This is a genomic window from Escherichia sp. WS1451 (assembly GCF_046487365.1).
Lineage (GTDB): Bacteria > Pseudomonadota > Gammaproteobacteria > Enterobacterales > Enterobacteriaceae > Escherichia > Escherichia coli.
In genome coordinates, this window is sequence record NZ_JBJQJP010000006.1 from 195,895 (window position 1) to 213,956 (window position 18,062).

Here is an 18,062-nt window from a genome sequence, read left to right on the forward strand (position 1 = left end):
ATGAATACTAACAAAACTCTGGGCAGTAATAAACAGCATTCTGATAGAGAGTGCCTGTATAAAGCTGAAGTGACAATGACCGGGAAGGGAACCCGTTTTCAGGAATGGATGCCTGTCTTTTTCACTTTAAATATCCTGGCATTAGTAATGCCAGGATATTTACAGAAGAGCAGCATAACCATGACGGAACGGGGTTAAGTCAGGTTGTCCTAAACGCTATTTTCAACCTCGTATGCCTTCTTCAGGTTTATGTCCAGACTTCATATCTCTCTCAGCAATCCTCAATAATCAGATACACCGCTTTCACCGGACCATGAACCCCGACGACTTTGATAAGCTCAATGTCCGCCGTTGAACTGGGGCCGCTAATGATGTTAATACATGACGGCATTCGTTCACCGGCCTGCGCTTTCTGATGCAATTTTTCTGCGAGTTGCGCTACACGCGGCAGGATAGTGCTTTTACGCAGGATAAAAAGAGAAGATTCCGGGAGCAGGCTCAATGAACGCCCGCGCCCGGCGGCGGAAAAAAGAACCACGCCTCCCGATTCGGTTAAACCATATTCAGCATACACTACGCCAACTTTAGCCTGCTCTGCTTGTGATATGTTCTCAATACCTTTCGCCGGATCCCAAACAACGGCATTGCATTCCTGCTGCAAACATTCGCTAATCCCCAATTCCTCCAGCCTCGTGTCACCGCTAATCACGATCGACTGATCTCCCAGCTCTTTACACAGACGTATTGCAGCTTCTGCCGCCTTCGCCTCGCTGGTCAGTTCACAGCGCGTCAACATAACATCGCTGGCAAACTGGATAAACGCGTCACAGCGCTGCTGTTGGTTAAGTTCGGTAAGCCGCTCGTTAGCATAGTTGTTAAGCGGCGCATCTTCTGCTTGCGGTTCAAGTCGCAGCGGGCGACCCAGTGCCTGAGCAACGTTATTCAAAAATTCGCTCCGATTATCCATTCTTTTTCTCCTGCGCCTGATGTTTCTTAAACCAACTACGGAAACTCTCTCCGTCAGCTTCAGGAAGATCGCGTGCTTCCATCCAGTCGCTAATCGCGCCAAATTTGAGTGGTGTTTTGCCGCCATTGATAAACCAGCTTGCCGCATGAGCACCAGCCATCATCCCAACTTTCCACAATCCTGGATGACTATTGGCATAAGCGAACATTTTTATCGCCCGTTGCTCTGCTTTTGCGGTGATCCCTTTTTCAGCCATCACCCGACGATGACGCAAAATCAGTTTTGACAGCGGAATACGCACCGGACACACGTTGTCACAAGCAGTGCATAAAGAGCAGGCGTAGGGTAAATCTTTAAAATCTTTATAGCCGCCAAGTAGCGGAGAAATCACCGCACCAATTGGCCCTGGATAAATAGAGCCATATCCATGACCGCCAATATGGCGATATGCCGGACAAGTATTCATACAAGCCCCGCAGCGAATACAGCGCAGCACATCCCGAAATTCAGAGGCCAGCACCTCAGAACGCCCGTTATCGACAATAACCAGATGAAACTCTTCAGGACCATCAACGTGCCCCGCTTCGCGCGGTCCTGTCAGCCAGGTGTTGTATCCCGTCAAACGTGCACCAACGGCACTGCGCGCCAGCATGGTGATCAATACATCTACCTCGGCAAACGTGGGGGCAATACGCTCCATTCCCATCACTGCAATATGCGTTTTAGGCAGCGTGGTACACATTCGCGCATTACCTTCATTGGTCACCAGGCATACCGAACCGGTCTCTGCCACCGCGAAATTACAGCCGGTAATACCTATTTCAGCACTGAGGAAATCTTCGCGGATTTTTTGCCGAATGAATAAGGTCATCGCTTCAGGCGTTTCCGGCCCCTCATAGCCCAGACGTTCGTGTAGCACTCGACGGATCTGATGGCGATCTTTATGAATTGCCGGGACCACAACATGAGAGGGCGGATCTTGATCCAGCTGGAGAATGTATTCACCCAGATCGGTTTCAATCACCTGAATGCCAGCATCCTGCAACACATGATTGACACCAATCTCTTCGGTCACCATCGATTTAGATTTCACCACCTTCCGGGCATTTTTGCGTTGGGCAACCTGTAAAATGTAGCGGGTAGCGTCTTCTTTGGTTTTTGCAAAACAGACGTGACCGCCGTTTTGCGTCACTTTTTCTGAGAGCTGGTACAGATAAGCGTCGAGATTACTCAGAACATGATCACGTATCTGGGCGGCCCGATCGCGCCACTCCTCCCAGTGCCCCAATTCATCGACCATTTTTTGCCGATTTGCCCCGATACGCTGCTGCGCGTTTGCCACCGCTTTGCGCATGATCGGATCTTCAATTTGCTGACGGATGCGTGTCTTAAAATCTGTATTACTGGTTTTGATCGACATCTTTATATCCTCAGCGGCTCATCAACACTTCAGCAATATGCATCACTTTGACTTTCTGCCCTTCCCGTTGTAATCGTCCACTGATGTTCAGCAGGCAACTCACGTCAGCACCAATTAAATACTCAGGGCGGACTTCCATCAGGTGCACAACCTTTTCTTTCACCATCTCGCCGGATATTTCGGCCATTTTGACCGAGAACGTGCCGCCAAATCCGCAGCAGGTATCCTGTTCAGCAAAGGTCAACAGCTCCAGTCCACGCACATTTTTCAGCAGCGTAAGTGGTTCGTCCTTCACCCCCAGCTTACGGGCCAGGCTACAAGATGGGTGATACACCGCTCTCCCTTGCAAACTGGCACCTACATCGACTACCCCTAATGTATTAACAATAAAAGAGGTGAGATCCTGCATACGCGCGGCAACCTTTTCGGCACGTGATGCCCATTCAGGTTCATCCGCCAGATACGTCGGGTAACTTTTTACGGCATAGGTGCAAGAGCCAGCCGGTGAAATAATGGGATCGTCGTTATCCTCCAGTGCGGCGATCAGATTTTTCATCCCTGGAATCGCTTCTTTGATATAACCACTATTGATCGCAGGCTGACCGCAGCATCCCTGTTTCTCCGGGAAATTTACGCGACAGCCGAGTTTTTCCAGTAGCAGCACGGAGTCTCGTGCCATTCTTGATTTCAGTGCGTCACCAATACAGGTGACAAAGAAATTGACATTCACAACTAATACTCCATTACTTCATGCCCATTTATGCCCGATGGTTCCCCCCTTCCGGGGGATCAATCATCAATAAATATGGCGTTCTTTTTTAATTGGCTAGCAACATACCACCCCTCATTTGTATGACAAATGATAATCTTTCATCTAAACTTCAAATGCAATAACTAATTTTATTTCTTTCGGCATCGCTCACATTTTATAGGGAAATCGACGATCATTTTTGGCATAAGAAATCCATTTAAAAAGGCTACACCCCTTATACCTATTCAGAGCTACTTATTCAGGGGTTATTGAGATATACACTGATGGTGCACAAAAAAAATCACCGACAATAATCACGTATCAAGTAATAGTCGGGATTTTATTTAATTGAAGCAATTTAGTTTGCATTTTTATTTAAAAACTGAGCTAGAGTCCATCAAAAAAAATATATAAAACCCAAAACCACCGTTGGAAATAGAAATAGTTGAAAGGCTCACAACTCCCGGAATGCGGATTATCTTTGCCCTGATTTCTGGCGGTTTTATTCAGGGTGAAAGCTGTCTCACCCTTTCCCGATATTCTCCCGGAGTACAACCAAACTCGCGGACAAACGCCTTGTGAAAAGATGATTCACTGGCATAGCCTACTGACTCAGCGATCACCACAACAGGGAGCATTTCCCGGGAAAACATCTGGGCCGCTATTTGTAGACGCAACTTTGTTAATACAGCCAGCGGCGTGGTTCCGGAAACATCACGGAAAAGCTGGGCAAAACTTGCCCGGGACATGTGGGCGATGCTGGCCAGCGATTCGACGGTCCAGGCGTGTCCTGGCATTTCCAGCATTTGCTGTATTACCGCACCAAGACGTGGATGCAGAAGCAAACTGAGAATGTTTTTCTCTGTATTAACCTGTGCAATCCACTCACGCACCGCGAGGGTAAAGAATGTAGCGCAGATCTGGCTACACAGAGCATCCACTCCCGGCATTGCCGATCTGGATTCCTGTTGTAAAAACGGGATCGCCTCCCTCAGCCAGTTATATTCCACGCTATGGTTCACTGGTGCTACAAACAGCGTTTCCGGCAAAGACGTTAAAAAATAACGCGCCGAATGTTGCAGCCGAAGAGTGCCACAGACAATACAGGTCGATTCATTATCGACATGACTCAGGCGATGAGCTGAATTTTGTGGTAGCAGGACCACATTTCCCGGGCGTAATGTAAAAATCTCTCCCGTCGGCATTTCCAGCTTCGCCGCTCCTTGCGTTAACGCATGCCAACGAATAACCGACAATTCCCCGGCACCATGTGGAAGTTGCCAGTCACTTCCTAACACGCAATTCTTATCGATCGTTCCTTGTGGAGCGTTAAGCATCAACAAACGGCTAAGAGCATCCATATCAGACTCCTGAGTGGTTTTTTGATTACAAACACCAACAATCTTAGTCAATAATTAATCTAATACCATCAAATAGTTAATCATGATTTTTGTTTTGTGATTCTGATTAAGAAAAAGAAAATACCAGACGATAAGACAAAATATCAAGCGTTGTGAAGAAATGTTATTTGCTCTTTTGCGTCTATAGTCATGATGTCAAATGAACGCGTTTCGACAGGAAATCATCATGAATAAATATCAGGCAGTTATTATTGGTTTTGGCAAGGCTGGAAAAACATTAGCCGTCACGCTGGCAAAAGCAGGTTGGCGTGTGGCTCTCATCGAACAATCAAATGCAATGTATGGCGGGACCTGTATTAATATCGGCTGTATCCCAACCAAAACATTGGTTCATGACGCACAGCAGCACACAGATTTTGTCCGTGCCATACAGCGTAAAAATGAAGTGGTTAATTTTTTACGTAATAAGAATTTTCATAATCTTGCGGATATGCCCAATATCGACGTGATCGACGGCCAGGCGGAGTTTATCAATAATCATAGCCTGCGTGTTCATCGGCCTGAGGGAAATCTGGAGATTCATGGCGAGAAAATTTTTATTAATACCGGTGCACAAACCGTGGTTCCGCCAATTCCTGGAATTACCACCACGCCTGGTGTATATGACAGCACCGGATTACTTAATCTAAAAGAATTGCCTGCACATTTAGGTATTTTGGGCGGCGGATATATTGGCGTTGAGTTCGCCTCTATGTTCGCTAATTTTGGCAGCAAGGTAACCATTTTAGAAGCAGCTTCGCTGTTTTTGCCTCGGGAAGATCGGGATATTGCTGATAACATCGCGACGATTTTACGCGATCAGGGCGTCGATATTATCCTCAATGCCCATGTGGAGCGAATCAGTCACCATGAAAATCAAGTGCAAGTGCATAGCGAGCACGCCCAACTGGCGGTGGATGCACTGTTAATAGCTTCCGGTCGTCAACCGGCTACCGCTTCTTTACATCCAGAAAATGCCGGTATCGCAGTAAACGAGCGCGGGGCAATTGTCGTTGACAAGCGATTACATACCACCGCAGACAATATTTGGGCGATGGGAGATGTTACCGGCGGGCTGCAATTTACTTACATATCACTAGATGATTACCGCATTGTACGTGATGAGTTACTGGGTGAAGGCAAACGTAGTACTGATGATCGGAAAAATGTGCCTTATTCCGTATTTATAACACCGCCACTGTCCAGGGTTGGTATGACAGAAGAACAGGCCAGAGAGAGTGGTGCTGATATTCAGGTGGTGACATTGCCTGTAGCTGTAATTCCGCGTGCCAGAGTGATGAATGATACTCGTGGGGTATTAAAAGCGATTGTTGATAATAAAACCCAACGTATATTAGGGGCATCACTGCTGTGTGTTGACTCCCACGAGATGATCAATATAGTGAAAATGGTGATGGATGCCGGGCTGCCTTATAGCATATTACGCGATCAGATATTTACTCATCCGTCGATGAGCGAATCACTCAATGATCTATTTTCATTAGTCAAATAAACTCAAAATCAGACGCCAGAACAAATATTCTGGCGTCTCAGAGAAAAGAATTTTATTAATTCCCTGTTACTTTATAACTTCTTAATCACTTCATTGATGGTATTTTATATGTTTAAAAAATCTGTTTTATTTGCAACACTATTATCTGGCGTTATGGCATTTTCCACCAATGCAGATGATAAAATAATTCTGAAACATATCAGCGTCTCATCAGTATCAGCATCACCGACAGTTCTTGAGAATGCCATTGCTGATATGGCCAGAAAATATAATGCTTCATCCTGGAAAGTTACATCGATGCGAATTGATAATAATTCAACCGCAACAGCAGTATTGTATAAATAAGGATGTTTACAATGGAAAGATACCTGCACCTGTTAAGTCGGGGAGATAAAATTGGCCTGACATTGATTCGTCTGAGTATTGCGATTGTTTTTATGTGGATTGGGTTATTAAAGTTTGTCCCTTACGAGGCAGACAGCATTACACCATTCGTCGCAAACAGTCCACTAATGTCGTTCTTTTATGAACACCCGGAAGACTATAAACAGCATCTGACTCACGAAGGCGAATACAAACCAGAAGCAAGAGCATGGCAAACGGCTAATAATACCTATGGTTTTTCCAACGGTCTTGGCGTCGTGGAGGTGATTATTGCTCTGCTGGTTTTGGCTAATCCTGTCAATCGCTGGTTAGGTTTATTGGGTGGGCTGATGGCATTTACCACGCCGCTGGTAACACTCTCATTTTTAATCACCACCCCGGAGGCATGGGTACCCGCATTGGGTGACGCTCATCATGGTTTCCCTTATTTATCCGGTGCTGGTCGTCTGGTATTGAAAGATACTCTGATGCTGGCAGGTGCTGTCATGATAATGGCAGATTCGGCGCGGGATATTCTTAAACAACGCAGTAATGAATCCAGTTCAACGTTAAAAACTGAATATTGATAATCCGAACACTGTCTGTTGTTCACTTTTTCGGGCGTCAGGCTCCCTTTCTGATGATGAAGCCTGACGCCATATTACCGGAGATATGACAGAGTGAAGATCAATATCACTCCCCTGTTAAAAAATTTTTGTCGTCTCAGATAAAATAAGTGATTAATATCAATCATGTATTTTTACAGCAAGACAACCACGAACAAACTCAGGATTAAAATGTTTTACCGATTCGCCAACATAACCCAAATCTAGCGAACTAATCTGCGCCATTTCTTTCTCTGTCAGTGAGAAATCCCAGATAGCAAAATTTTCTTCGATACGCTGTTGATGTGTTGATTTCGGAATAACGACCACTCCCCGTTGAATATTCCAACGCAGAATGACCTGAGAAATCGATTTTTGATGGGCATCTGCAATACTCTGAAGCAGATTATTTTCAAAGGGTTTATGTCGTCCACCACCTAACGGAGCCCATGCTTCAGGCTGCACGTTATAATACTTCATGGTTGCCAGCGCGTCTGGTTGGGCAAAATAGGGATGCAACTCGACCTGGTTGACCATCGGTTTAACTCTTACCGTTTCACAAAAGTTCGCCAGAACATGAGGGTAGAAATTGGAAACCCCAATCGCTTTTAATTTGCCCTCTTCATAGGCATCTTCGAGTGCACGCCACGCACTGAAATAATCGCGCATGGCCTGGTGCAATAAATAGAGATCGAAGTATTCTAGCCCCGATTTTTTTAATGATGCTTCAATACCTGCTGCTGCAATATCCTGATTCAACATATCCTGCACCCACAATTTAGACGTTATAAATAACTCTTCTCGGGTACATAAACCTTCAGATATGGCCTCACGAACGGCTTCACCGACGGCATCTTCATTACCGTATACCGCTGCTGTGTCGATGAGTCGATAACCCGTGCGGATAGCATTCAACACTGACTGTTTGCACACGTCTTTATCGGTAACCTGAAAAACACCAAATCCCATCATCGGCATTTTCAGATTGTTACTTAATACGGAAAATTCCACTGTCAGTCCCTCCATTAGGTATGAACAATGAGTCTACGTTAAAACGTAACCTCAAATTAGTATGTGGATTTTGATATCACTTATGCAAAAAATTCATTAATAATGTAGGACTGAAACCTCTCTATTTTTGGGGCAATGAAGCAGACGCTATCAGTGCTTTTGCCTTGGGACTTGCTGTTTTTGATACACTTAGGGCCCAGGACATAACGAAAATGTGCGATATGACAAAGAATTAACGGAGTATGTGATGATCAGGCAGAAGATTCTACAGCAGCTCCTGGAGTGGATTGAGTGTAATCTTGAGCACCCTATTTCAATCGAAGATATCGCACAGAAATCTGGCTACAGCAGACGCAACATCCAGCTTCTGTTCCGAAATTTCATGCATGTGCCTTTGGGAGAATACATTCGCAAACGAAGGCTTTGTCGTGCCGCCATTCTTGTCCGGCTCTCCGCGAAATCTATGCTTGATATTGCACTCTCTTTGCATTTTGATTCACAGCAATCATTCAGCCGCGAATTTAAAAAGTTATTCGGCTGCTCTCCCCGTGAATACCGCCACCGTGATTATTGGGATCTCGCAAATATCTTCCCTTCTTTTTTAATACGTCAACAGCAAAAGACGGAGTGTAGATTAGTCAACTTTCCTGAGACACCTATTTTTGGCAATTCATTTAAATATGATATTGAAGTGTCGAATAAATCACCGGATGAAGAAGTCAAACTGCGACGTCATCATTTAGCCAGATGTATGAAGAATTTTAAGACGGATATCTATTTCGTCTCCACGTTCGAACCGTCAACAAAATCAGTCGATTTGCTCACAGTTGAAACTTTTGCCGGTACGGTATGTAAACAAACCGATTCAGAGATGCCAAAAGAGTGGATAATTAACCGAGGACTGTATGCCTCTTTCCGCTATGAAGGTGAGTGGGAGCACTACCCTGAATGGGCGCGAAACCTCTATCTGATGGAATTACCTGCCAGGGGGTTAGCCAGAGTGAACGGCAGTGATATTGAGCGATTTTATTACAATGAAGATTTCGTAGAAAAGGATAGCAATGATGTTGTTTGCGAAATATTTATCCCTGTTCGTCCGGTTTAGTTATCGCTATATCTAAATGAATTTATAACGAGACTACTGTCAGGCAATTCAATAAATAATGGCGTTGAAGATGTCAACGCCATTATTGTTTATTAGAATGTTACTTTCATACTCTTAATATTATTTCATCGCCTCCTCGCCCTTTGCCGTATCGGCATCCACCGCGGTTATGGTCACCGTCACTGGCTTCATTTCGTACCCGCCATAGGTCAGGGCGTTAAATGTGAACGTATAGACACCAGGCTTGCTGGTACTAAATGTACGCGTGATTTTTCCGCTCACGAAATGGTCATTTTTCGACGGCAGGAATTGATAATCCTTCTCCGTCACTCCTTCCGGAGCCTCAATGTCGACCCACACATTCCCCCCAACAGGGTTATTTGCCGAGAACAGGGTAACCGTCATTGTTGCGGTCTGTACCCCATCCGCCACCAGAGAAGTCACATCAGATGATGCAGCGAGCACCGCGTTTTTATCATCCGCGACGAATTTAGATTCGGCGGTTTTCGTTGATACCTGACCGTTGTTCTGACTCACTTGCGCCGTGAGTGTATATGTCGCCGCAACAGTAGTGGTGGCGGTGAAAATAGCCTGCCCTTGCTCATTCGTTGTCGCAGTGCCATTCGGTTCCAGGTTTAACGAAGCCGGGCTGGCGGTCAGCGTCACCTCGCTATCTTTCAACAGGTTGTTATTGGCATCAGTCACCGTAACTTTATACGTCTGTTTGGCTTTGCCATCCGCCAGCGCATAGTTGCCAATCACCTCAATACCGGAGACGGTTGCGGTAGTCTTATCGGCTACAAACGTTATAGTCTGCGTATTCGAAGGCTGGCTATTCCCTGCCGATGCCGTGATCTCATACGTTCCGGCAGTCACTGAAACCACCTGCAACTCTGCTTTCCCCTCATCGTTGGCTTTCACCCAGACATTATCGCCTGTAAGCGGCTTGACACCCCGGGGCAGATTAAAGGTCACCAGGCTCCCTGGAACAGGGTTACCATTTTTATCCTCAACGTTCGCCGTCAGCGTAAAGGCATCTTTGCCGTTTGCCACTTTTTGAGCAGCGGCGTCTACCTGCAGGTTTGCCTGACCGGTGCTGGCATCCGCGTTGAATTTCACCGTGACCGTCTTCTGAGAGTTTTTCACCGCGGCCGCGATTTCAAGTTCCCCTGCAACGGTTGATATCAACTCAATATCCGCTTTACCTGCCGCATTGGTTGTTACTGTATTCCCCGTCTTGCTGGTCACACCCTGCGGTAAAGTCAGCGTAACTTCTTGCCCCTGCAACGGGTTACCATAGCTGTCCACGACGGTCAGGGTTACCTGGTTAGCAGACTGTCCATTTGCCAGTTGGTTATTCACCTTCACCGCCATATCACTGATCACTGCCCGGGAAGCGTCACCTGCAACATTCAGCACCAGTGGTTGAGCAACGGCATTTTGGCCGTTCACGCGCGGCATGACTGATAGCTGGCCTGCAGCCGATCCCAGCGTTAAGGTCGCCACGTAGACCCCATTACTTTGCTCTGTCCAGCTTCCTGCTGAAGGTCGCTCTGATCCCGTGCTGGCGGCACCGCTAAACACTGGTGCATCGAGCTTCAGGCCACTAACAGGGTTCCCATACGCATCCTTCGCGGTGAAGGTAAGTTCCGTCGTCGCTTTGACGGTCGGAGCCTTATTGTCCGCAACAAGCGTAGAGTTCGCTGATGACATCTCTCCGGCAATAACAGTCAGCTGCGCGGCTTCGGTGGCTACTGGCTGGCCGTTGAATAGCGGCATGACGAGAAGCTCACCCGTCTTTCCACCTGTTGTCAGCGTAGCGACATAGGAACCATCACCTTTTTCGGTCCAACTGGAAACAGTCGCCCCTTCAGACGCAGCACCCGTCAGGCTTGCCGACAGGGAAAGACCACTGATAGCGTTGCCATGTGCATCTTTTGCAATAAGCGTTACGGTTGTGCTTTCACCGGCTTTTACGTGATCTTCTGCGACAGAGACTTTCGACTGGTTTGAAGATAATGCATCAGCCACCACGGTTACTTTTGCCGCGTTTGCTGCCGCATCCTGTCCATTTAGCTTCGGCATAACTTCTAATTCACCCGCCGTAGAGCCGAGAGTAATCTGCGCAGTCCAGGTCCCGTCGCCATTATCCGTCCAGCCTGATGCCGTAGAACCAGCAGCAGCTGCGCCCGATAATGACGGCGCTTCCGGCGTGAGGCTGGTTACAGGGTTGTCATTAGCATCTTTTGCCGTCCAGATTGCCGTAACTGTACCGCCAACCACCGGTTTATCAGGATTCAGTGTGATGGACGAATGTGCTGCATCAAGCGGCCCGGCAACAAACTTCAGCGTTTGTTGTAATGTGCCCAGCTGATACTGCTCGCTGAAGGCACGCACAACAACGTTTCCGGCACGGGTCGAAGAAACCGTGGCGCTGTAAACCCCTGGTTTTATTTCCGAAATGGCACCAACGGTTACACCATTAGTGTCTTGCGGAACAAGTCGCAGGCGGCTGGCTTCTCCCGTCACCGGGTTACCATCAGTATCCACCGCAGTAAGCGTCAGCGTGTGGGATTGCTGACCATCAGCAACCACGTCACCTGACGGCTCGTTAGCGCTCAGGGTGGAGTTTGCCACATCCATCATCGTGGCCCGCAGTTCTGCAGTGACAGTTTTGCTCATGTCATCAACGCTAACAGTAATCGTTGCCTCTCCTGACTGCGTTCCGGTAGTAAAGACAGACTGATACACCCCTGCTTCAGTTTCGGTGAACTCACCCAGTGTTGGCTTTGCCTGTGATTTAGTGGCCTTCAGGGTACGAGTCACAATATTTCCAGCCGGTTTGAACGTCAGCTCAGTCTTGATCTGATCTTTCATGCCCGTGACTGGCTGCCCCTCGGCGTCGCGCAGAGAAAGCACCAGTGGCTTTTGCTCACTACCGTTAGCAAGCATTTGAATACGGCTCTGACCGTCAAGCGTTAACGCCGTGCGCTCGGCACTCATACCTGCTCCGGTAATGACCACCTCTGTCTGCACGTGTTTTGAGGCATTGCCTTTGTTATCGTAGGCAACCGCAGAAATCGCATAATAATTGTCTTTGCCTGCCTGGTAAGCCGGGAGCGTCACTTGCCACTGATTGCCCTGCCCCGTAATTTTTCCGCCTGCGGCCAGCAAAGACGGCGCTTCCCATTGAACATTTTTCAGACCGTGAGTTGCTTTACTCACCACAAGTCCCAGGGAAACCGTCTGCCCGCCCTTACCTGCAATACGGTCAGGCAGAGCAATACGGATCACTTCAGATTTGCGATACTCAAGAACGATGTTGTTATTACGCTCAACCAGGTCATAGCGGCTGCCTGCCAGCATTCGACGCTCGCGAATGCTATCCGTATCGAGTTGTTTCGCCAAAGGTTCGCCAATTCGGTAGTTAACTTCCAGGCCAAAGCGAGTGTCATTCTCACCGCTCTTGCCCTGCTTATGCCCGGCGCTCAGTGTCAGAAGAGGCACTGGTGTATAGGTTACCTCGGCAGAAATAGCATGCGGGTCTTTCTGGCGTTTATCTTTACCAAACAGCCCGACTTCATCGCCATAATACTGTTCATACATCAGGCTTGCGCCAAGCTGCGGCCAGGCAGGTAAATAGCCCTCTGCGCGGATATCCCAACCATTCGCCGGGCGTTCCTGATAATCCTCAATATCCGGCGATTTTTTCCAGCCAGAAGCCCGAATATAACCATTGGCGCTCAGTTTCAAATAATCGCGCCAGTATTCCGCACCAACACCAATGCGGGTATGACTACGGGATAAATCATGATCGATAAAAGTATTCACCCCCGCCATCCAGTCATTTCCTGAAAAATGACGCCAGCCAAAACCAATATTTGACTGAGTACGATCATCTGTACGATGTATTGCCCCCTGAGTGAACAACATATTTGTCGGCGTATCATAAATCGGATAAAGCATTTCCAGCGAAGAATCCTTCAGCGAGAAATCTTTATCGACATTCAGTTTGACGCGCGCTGTACCATATTTCCCGAGCCACTCCTGTATTTCCTGGTTAGCTTTAGCGGTGGCCATTCCGGTAATAAAATTACGTGTCGCATCGCTATCTGGCTGACTGCTTAAAAATGTCCCGGCATTTGCGGCAAACGACGCGACATTTTTCTCCACGTTATTATCAGAAGTTACCGTAGTATTTCCCATGCTCAACCGTGGCTGAACCGCATGCTGCGCACGTGCCGCCATTACTGGGGTAAAGGTGACAGCGAGTGGAAAAAGAACCTGAACAGAGATATTTGCCCACGCCACGCAGCGGGCCAGAACTGAATAACGAAATTGTGGTTGTTTATGACCTATTTTATAACGTGACATTGAGATAATTTCCTGATGAACGAATTAACGAACATAGGCAGACACAAATAATGGCGTCTGCTTGTCAGAAAAACCGGGGATTTCCCGGTTTCCTTTTCCGCAGAAAAGGAAATACCTTTATGTAAGAAAGTACACCGCCACCTAATATATCCAGTGCCTGTAGCCACTCATCAGGTGGTTGGGCGCGGGATTATATTTTTATTTATGGGTGAAAATTTAGCTTTTTGTGCAAGTCATTAAATAGATACCTAAGTTATATTTCTTACTCTGCGGACAGTGAATAATTCATTATTCAGAGTGAATAATAATGACCTGCCTTTAATTAGCAACTATTGGAAATACGTCGAAGTAGGTATATACGCCAGGATAAACCGATATATTTTTTATGGATATTCATTTTCCTTCATCAGACTGTGAATTGCAGGGATATCGAACTTGCACGACTCATCGCAACACTCAAACAGATTTATGAATTTCGTTCATAACCCCTGACAAATCCTGCCGTCTAATCGAGCTTTTCCCTTTACGTTATGCTTCTCATGAACGATAACGGAAGGATAACACCATGCAAAAAGTAAAACTGAACAACGGTATTGAAATGCCCCTGTTGGGCTTTGGTGTATTTCAGATGACCGATGCCGCTGAATGCGAAAGAGCGGTCATTGACGCTATTAACACCGGTTATCGACTGATTGACACCGCCGCCTCCTATCAAAATGAAACCCAGGTCGGGAACGCACTGAAACAAAGCGGTATCGCCCGTAACGAACTCTTTGTCACCACGAAACTCTGGTTGCAGGATACCAGTTACGAAGGGGCCAAAGCCCAGTTCGAACGCTCTCTGAATCGACTGCAACTTGATTACGTTGACCTGTACTTGATTCACCAGCCATATGGCGATGTCCACGGAGCCTGGCGTGCCATGGAAGAGCTGCAACAGGCCGGTAAAATTCGCGCTATTGGCGTCAGTAACTTCCATCCTGACCGACTGGCAGACCTTATCGCTTTTAATAACGTCGTTCCGGCGGTAAACCAGGTTGAAGTTAACCCTTTCAATCAGCAGCTACAGGCCGTTCCCTGGATGCAAAGTCGTGGCATTCAGCCAGAAGCCTGGGCACCGTTTGCGGAAGGGAAAAATGGTCTGTTCCAGCATCCTGTTCTCACGGCAATTGGCGAGAAGTATGGCAAAAGCGTGGGCCAGGTTATTCTGCGCTGGATCTACCAACGAGGCATTGTTTCACTGGCAAAATCAGTGCGAAAAGAACGCATGGAAGAGAACATCAACATTCTCGATTTTGAACTCAGCCCTGAAGATATGCTGCAAATTACCGCCCTGGATACCGCAACCAGCGCGTTCTTCTCTCACCGCGATCCCGCAATGGTGGAATGGCTGACTGGCCGCAAACTTGATGTTTAAGCCGCGATAAAAGAGGTATTCATTCAATGCAAAAACGTTATCTGGGTAAATCCGGACTCGAAGTCTCCGCCCTTGGGCTCGGTTGCATGGGCTTAAGCCACGGCTACGGCCCGGCGACCGATACCCGTCAGGCTATCGAACTTATTCGTGCTGCGGTTGAACGTGGCGTCACCTTCTTCGATACCGCCGAAGTGTATGGTCCGTATCTGAATGAAGAAGTGGTCGGCGAAGCCTTAAAACCGTTTCGTGACCGCGTGGTAATTGCCACTAAATTCGGTTTTACCTTCGGCGATGATAATAAGCAGCAGATTTTAAACAGCCGTCCGGAACATATCCGTGAAGCCGTTGAAGGATCATTACGTCGTCTGAAAACAGATGTTATTGACCTGCTGTATCAACACCGTGTTGATCCGGATGTTCCTATTGAAGATGTTGCAGGAACGGTGAAAGACCTCATCGCAGAAGGTAAGGTCAAACATTTCGGCCTGTCTGAAGCAGGAGCACAAACCATTCGTCGTGCACATGCGGTACAACCTGTCACCGCCCTGCAAAGCGAATATTCCATGTGGTGGCGTGAGCCTGAACAGGAAATTCTGCCGTTGCTGGAGGAACTGGGAATTGGTTTTGTCCCCTTCAGCCCACTAGGTAAAGGTTTCCTGACAGGGGCGATTAAGCCGGGAACCACTTTCGGCAAAGATGATTACCGCAGCACCGTACCGCGTTTCGCAACACAAGCCATTGAAGCCAATGAAAAACTGGTCACCTTGTTAGGTGAACTGGCTGCGGAGAAAGGGGTAACGTCTGCACAAATCGCACTGGCATGGCTATTAGCACAAAAGCCGTGGATTGTTCCCATCCCTGGCACCACTAAACTGAACCGGCTGGAAGAAAACCTGGCCGCTGCTGACATTGTTCTTTCGCAGAAAGATACGCAGCAGATAACCGAGGCGCTGGAAACAATTAAAATCGTCGGTGAACGTTACTCGCCTGAACATCAGGCACGCGTAGGCCGCTAATACCCAAACGGGTCCAGGATAAAGGACCCGTTATTCGGTGTAGCGAAGCGCATCGATCAACAGCGCAAAAGCTGGCGGATGCTGCTTGCGGCTGGGGTAGTAAAGATAATACCCAGGAAAAGTTGGACACCACTCCTGTAACACCTGAATAAGCTTGCCTGACTTTATATACTCCTGAACCATGTCTTCAGGGACACAAGCGATCCCAAACCCTGATAACGCGGCATCAATTCTTTCTGGCAATGGACTACACGTCAGTTGCCCATCAACCTTAACGCGAAGCGGTTTCCCTTCTCGCTCGAACTCCCAGTGGTAAAGCCCACCGGCAGTTGGCAAACGCATGTTGATGCAGCGATGATTTTGTAGCTCATGAGGCGTTTCAGGCGCAGGGTTTGCAGCAAAATACGCCGGAGCTCCCACCACAGCCATCCGCATATCTGGTCCAATCCTGACTGCAACCATATCTTTATCAACATTTTCACCCAGTCGTATCCCGGCATCAAAACGGCCTTCAACAATATCGACAAAACCGTTATCCACCACCAGTTCGACATTGATTTCGGGATACTCTCTGAGAAAAGGTTTTAGCTTCGGCCAGACCAGACTTCGCGCGGCATGTTCCCCGGCAGATAACCGAATATTCCCGGAGGGCGTGCCGTTCAATTGAATAAGTGATTCCAGTTCCTGTTCAAGCTCGTCAATACGCGGTTCAAGGCAGGCAATGATTCTCTCCCCCGCTTCTGTGGGAGCCACACTGCGGGTAGTCCGTGTCAGGAGGCGGATATTGAGCCTTTCCTCCAGAGCCTTCATTGCATGGCTAAGTGCAGACTGAGAGACGCCGAGTTTGCCCGCTGCTTTGGTAAAACTTCGCTCTCTTGCCACCACAAGAAAGATTTGCAGTTCGTTGAAGTTTTCTTTGAGCATTGGCGATTTCCTTGTAGAAGCATCAGCATCCTCTTCACAGACACTCATGAAGGGGGGCATAGATGCTATTATTTTAACCACATTATTAGTAACAATGATAATCTGGCTGTATCGAAAATAATTCTAAACTTTCAGGAGATTTATTATGAATAAACGTATCCTCACGATTGCGCCATTCTTCTTACCGATATTCTGACACACATCATTAACTTTCTATTTTTACTCTTTTCTCCACCATAAAATCAATAAAAGCACGAACTTTAGAGGGCATTCTCACCCGTGATGAAACATATATATAAAATCCAGGAAATGAAACGGCCCAATCCTCAAGAATCGGCTGTAACTTGCCCGCATTGATATGCTCAGCGATTGCAAAATCCAGATGTTGAATGATACCCGTTCCATTCAGCGCCATTCGTATCATGCTTTCGTCATCATTAGAAATATACTTACCTGACACCTCTATTTCGAACTCTTCATTACCCCCCACAACATTCGAAAACTCCCATGCTGAGAGTGCACCGCTACTTTTATGCCGCAACCGAAGACAATTATGGTTACTCAATTCCTGAGGAGTTTCAGGAATACCGTGTTCTTTTAAATAATCTGGCGATGCCACAGTAACCAGTTTAATAAGCGGAAAAACAGGAACGGCAGTCATATGCTCATCCAGTCCTTGCTCAAGACGTATGCCCACATCACAGCCGTCCGCAATAATGTTAGATAAACCGTCATCCATAATGAGTTCTATCTTTGTTTTGGGGTAACGAGTAAGAAACTCGCCAATATGAGGCTCAACAAGCATCCGTGCTGCAACACGGGAGGAATTTATTCTCAACAGGCCTGTAGGTTCAAGTTGGGTATCACCAACATCTTTCAAAGCATCATCAATTTGCCCCAAAGCCGACACCAGCACTTCATACAGACGCTGTCCTTCCTCAGTAAGCGACATATTGCGGGTCGTACGGTATATCAGCTTGGTGTTAAGACGTTCCTCAAGAGATTTTAAATTCTGGGACAATGCGGCCCGCGTAATACCCATTTCAGAAGCGGCTCTGGAAAAACTGCCGGCACGAACAATAAGCGCAAACCAGGCAAGAGAAGGCAAAATTGAAGGCTCTATTTTCATCATTGTAAACCTTAACTTAACACTGTGATAGATATTAGACCATTGATGATAACCAATACAAGTCATA

15 protein-coding genes are annotated in these 18,062 nt (G+C 47.2%); 7 read left to right on the forward strand and 8 right to left on the reverse strand.

Going from position 1 to position 18,062, the window contains the following annotated elements:
• Nucleotides 1-198, forward strand: a complete 198-nt coding sequence (locus ACJHX7_RS10715; RefSeq protein WP_015674588.1) for a hypothetical protein — start codon at nucleotides 1-3, stop codon at nucleotides 196-198.
• Between the two features lie 73 nt (nucleotides 199-271).
• Here the strand turns inward: ACJHX7_RS10715 and ACJHX7_RS10720 are convergent, their stop codons facing one another.
• The 4 genes from ACJHX7_RS10720 to rclR form a co-directional block, all read right to left on the reverse strand.
• The gene (locus ACJHX7_RS10720; RefSeq protein WP_094029756.1) at nucleotides 272-967 is read right to left on the reverse strand and encodes a lactate utilization protein C; all 696 of its coding nucleotides are present in this window, start codon (nucleotides 965-967) and stop codon (nucleotides 272-274) included.
• On the reverse strand, nucleotides 960-2,387 hold the full coding sequence (locus ACJHX7_RS10725) for a LutB/LldF family L-lactate oxidation iron-sulfur protein (RefSeq protein WP_000023900.1): 1,428 nt from the start codon (nucleotides 2,385-2,387) through the stop codon (nucleotides 960-962). The genes ACJHX7_RS10720 and ACJHX7_RS10725 overlap by 8 nt, the downstream gene beginning before the upstream one ends.
• Nucleotides 2,388-2,397: 10 nt before the next feature.
• Nucleotides 2,398-3,117 (reverse strand): (Fe-S)-binding protein, encoded by a 720-nt coding sequence (locus ACJHX7_RS10730; RefSeq protein ID WP_001102126.1) that lies wholly within the window; start codon nucleotides 3,115-3,117, stop codon nucleotides 2,398-2,400.
• A 527-nt stretch (nucleotides 3,118-3,644) separates the two neighbouring features.
• Complete coding sequence (gene rclR, locus ACJHX7_RS10735) at nucleotides 3,645-4,499, reverse strand: reactive chlorine-specific transcriptional regulator RclR (protein WP_000339604.1); 855 nt, start codon at nucleotides 4,497-4,499, stop codon at nucleotides 3,645-3,647.
• 226 nt (nucleotides 4,500-4,725) lie between these two features.
• Here rclR and rclA point away from each other — a divergent pair, with 226 nt between their 5' ends.
• The 3 genes from rclA (at nucleotide 4,726) to rclC (ending at nucleotide 7,001) form a co-directional block, all read left to right on the forward strand.
• Nucleotides 4,726-6,051 carry a reactive chlorine resistance oxidoreductase RclA gene (gene rclA / locus ACJHX7_RS10740; protein ID WP_001046301.1) on the forward strand — a complete coding sequence of 442 codons (1,326 nt, stop codon included), beginning with the start codon at nucleotides 4,726-4,728 and terminating at the stop codon, nucleotides 6,049-6,051.
• Between the two features lie 108 nt (nucleotides 6,052-6,159).
• Nucleotides 6,160-6,396, forward strand: coding sequence for a reactive chlorine resistance periplasmic protein RclB (gene rclB / locus ACJHX7_RS10745; protein ID WP_000474088.1), 237 nt, complete (start codon nucleotides 6,160-6,162; stop codon nucleotides 6,394-6,396).
• A gap of 11 nt (nucleotides 6,397-6,407) precedes the next feature.
• Complete coding sequence (rclC, locus tag ACJHX7_RS10750; protein ID WP_001298546.1) at nucleotides 6,408-7,001, forward strand: reactive chlorine species resistance protein RclC; 594 nt, start codon at nucleotides 6,408-6,410, stop codon at nucleotides 6,999-7,001.
• Between the two features lie 159 nt (nucleotides 7,002-7,160).
• On the opposite strand, the gene ACJHX7_RS10755 is transcribed toward rclC, so the two are convergent.
• A complete protein-coding gene (locus ACJHX7_RS10755; RefSeq protein WP_122992236.1) occupies nucleotides 7,161-8,030 on the reverse strand; it encodes an aldo/keto reductase in 870 nt (289 codons plus the stop codon).
• Nucleotides 8,031-8,277: 247 nt separating this feature from the next.
• Here ACJHX7_RS10755 and ACJHX7_RS10760 point away from each other — a divergent pair, with 247 nt between their 5' ends.
• On the forward strand, nucleotides 8,278-9,135 hold the full coding sequence (locus ACJHX7_RS10760; protein WP_000620999.1) for a helix-turn-helix domain-containing protein: 858 nt from the start codon (nucleotides 8,278-8,280) through the stop codon (nucleotides 9,133-9,135).
• A 120-nt stretch (nucleotides 9,136-9,255) separates the two neighbouring features.
• Here the strand turns inward: ACJHX7_RS10760 and fdeC are convergent, their stop codons facing one another.
• On the reverse strand, nucleotides 9,256-13,509 hold the full coding sequence (gene fdeC, locus ACJHX7_RS10765; protein ID WP_094029758.1) for an inverse autotransporter adhesin FdeC: 4,254 nt from the start codon (nucleotides 13,507-13,509) through the stop codon (nucleotides 9,256-9,258).
• Nucleotides 13,510-14,074: 565 nt separating this feature from the next.
• On the opposite strand from fdeC, the gene ACJHX7_RS10770 reads away from it, so the two are divergent.
• Nucleotides 14,075-14,926 carry an aldo/keto reductase gene (locus tag ACJHX7_RS10770; RefSeq protein ID WP_001174464.1) on the forward strand — a complete coding sequence of 284 codons (852 nt, stop codon included), beginning with the start codon at nucleotides 14,075-14,077 and terminating at the stop codon, nucleotides 14,924-14,926.
• Nucleotides 14,927-14,952: 26 nt separating this feature from the next.
• Nucleotides 14,953-15,942, forward strand: a complete 990-nt coding sequence (locus tag ACJHX7_RS10775; RefSeq protein ID WP_001172288.1) for an aldo/keto reductase — start codon at nucleotides 14,953-14,955, stop codon at nucleotides 15,940-15,942.
• Nucleotides 15,943-15,972: 30 nt separating this feature from the next.
• Here ACJHX7_RS10775 and ACJHX7_RS10780 read toward each other — a convergent pair whose 3' ends face one another.
• Together ACJHX7_RS10780 and ACJHX7_RS10785 are read right to left on the reverse strand one after the other, a co-directional pair.
• Nucleotides 15,973-16,866, reverse strand: a complete 894-nt coding sequence (locus ACJHX7_RS10780; RefSeq protein WP_000910713.1) for a LysR family transcriptional regulator — start codon at nucleotides 16,864-16,866, stop codon at nucleotides 15,973-15,975.
• Between the two features lie 205 nt (nucleotides 16,867-17,071).
• A complete protein-coding gene (locus tag ACJHX7_RS10785; RefSeq protein ID WP_094029760.1) occupies nucleotides 17,072-17,998 on the reverse strand; it encodes a LysR family transcriptional regulator in 927 nt (308 codons plus the stop codon).
• Nucleotides 17,999-18,062 lie beyond the last annotated feature (64 nt).

What these genes read in the sequence shown, in the direction of transcription:
- ACJHX7_RS10715 (WP_015674588.1), top strand. Translation starts at nt 1, where the DNA reads ATGAATACTAACAAAACTCTGGGCAGTAATAAACAGCATTCTGATAGA.
- ACJHX7_RS10720 (WP_094029756.1), bottom strand. Translation starts at nt 967, where the DNA reads ATGGATAATCGGAGCGAATTTTTGAATAACGTTGCTCAGGCACTGGGT.
- ACJHX7_RS10725 (WP_000023900.1), bottom strand. Translation starts at nt 2,387, where the DNA reads ATGTCGATCAAAACCAGTAATACAGATTTTAAGACACGCATCCGTCAG.
- rclR (WP_000339604.1), bottom strand. Translation starts at nt 4,499, where the DNA reads ATGGATGCTCTTAGCCGTTTGTTGATGCTTAACGCTCCACAAGGAACG.
- rclA (WP_001046301.1), top strand. Translation starts at nt 4,726, where the DNA reads ATGAATAAATATCAGGCAGTTATTATTGGTTTTGGCAAGGCTGGAAAA.
- rclB (WP_000474088.1), top strand. Translation starts at nt 6,160, where the DNA reads ATGTTTAAAAAATCTGTTTTATTTGCAACACTATTATCTGGCGTTATG.
- rclC (WP_001298546.1), top strand. Translation starts at nt 6,408, where the DNA reads ATGGAAAGATACCTGCACCTGTTAAGTCGGGGAGATAAAATTGGCCTG.
- ACJHX7_RS10760 (WP_000620999.1), top strand. Translation starts at nt 8,278, where the DNA reads ATGATCAGGCAGAAGATTCTACAGCAGCTCCTGGAGTGGATTGAGTGT.
- fdeC (WP_094029758.1), bottom strand. Translation starts at nt 13,509, where the DNA reads ATGTCACGTTATAAAATAGGTCATAAACAACCACAATTTCGTTATTCA.
- ACJHX7_RS10770 (WP_001174464.1), top strand. Translation starts at nt 14,075, where the DNA reads ATGCAAAAAGTAAAACTGAACAACGGTATTGAAATGCCCCTGTTGGGC.
- ACJHX7_RS10775 (WP_001172288.1), top strand. Translation starts at nt 14,953, where the DNA reads ATGCAAAAACGTTATCTGGGTAAATCCGGACTCGAAGTCTCCGCCCTT.
- ACJHX7_RS10780 (WP_000910713.1), bottom strand. Translation starts at nt 16,866, where the DNA reads ATGCTCAAAGAAAACTTCAACGAACTGCAAATCTTTCTTGTGGTGGCA.
- ACJHX7_RS10785 (WP_094029760.1), bottom strand. Translation starts at nt 17,998, where the DNA reads ATGATGAAAATAGAGCCTTCAATTTTGCCTTCTCTTGCCTGGTTTGCG.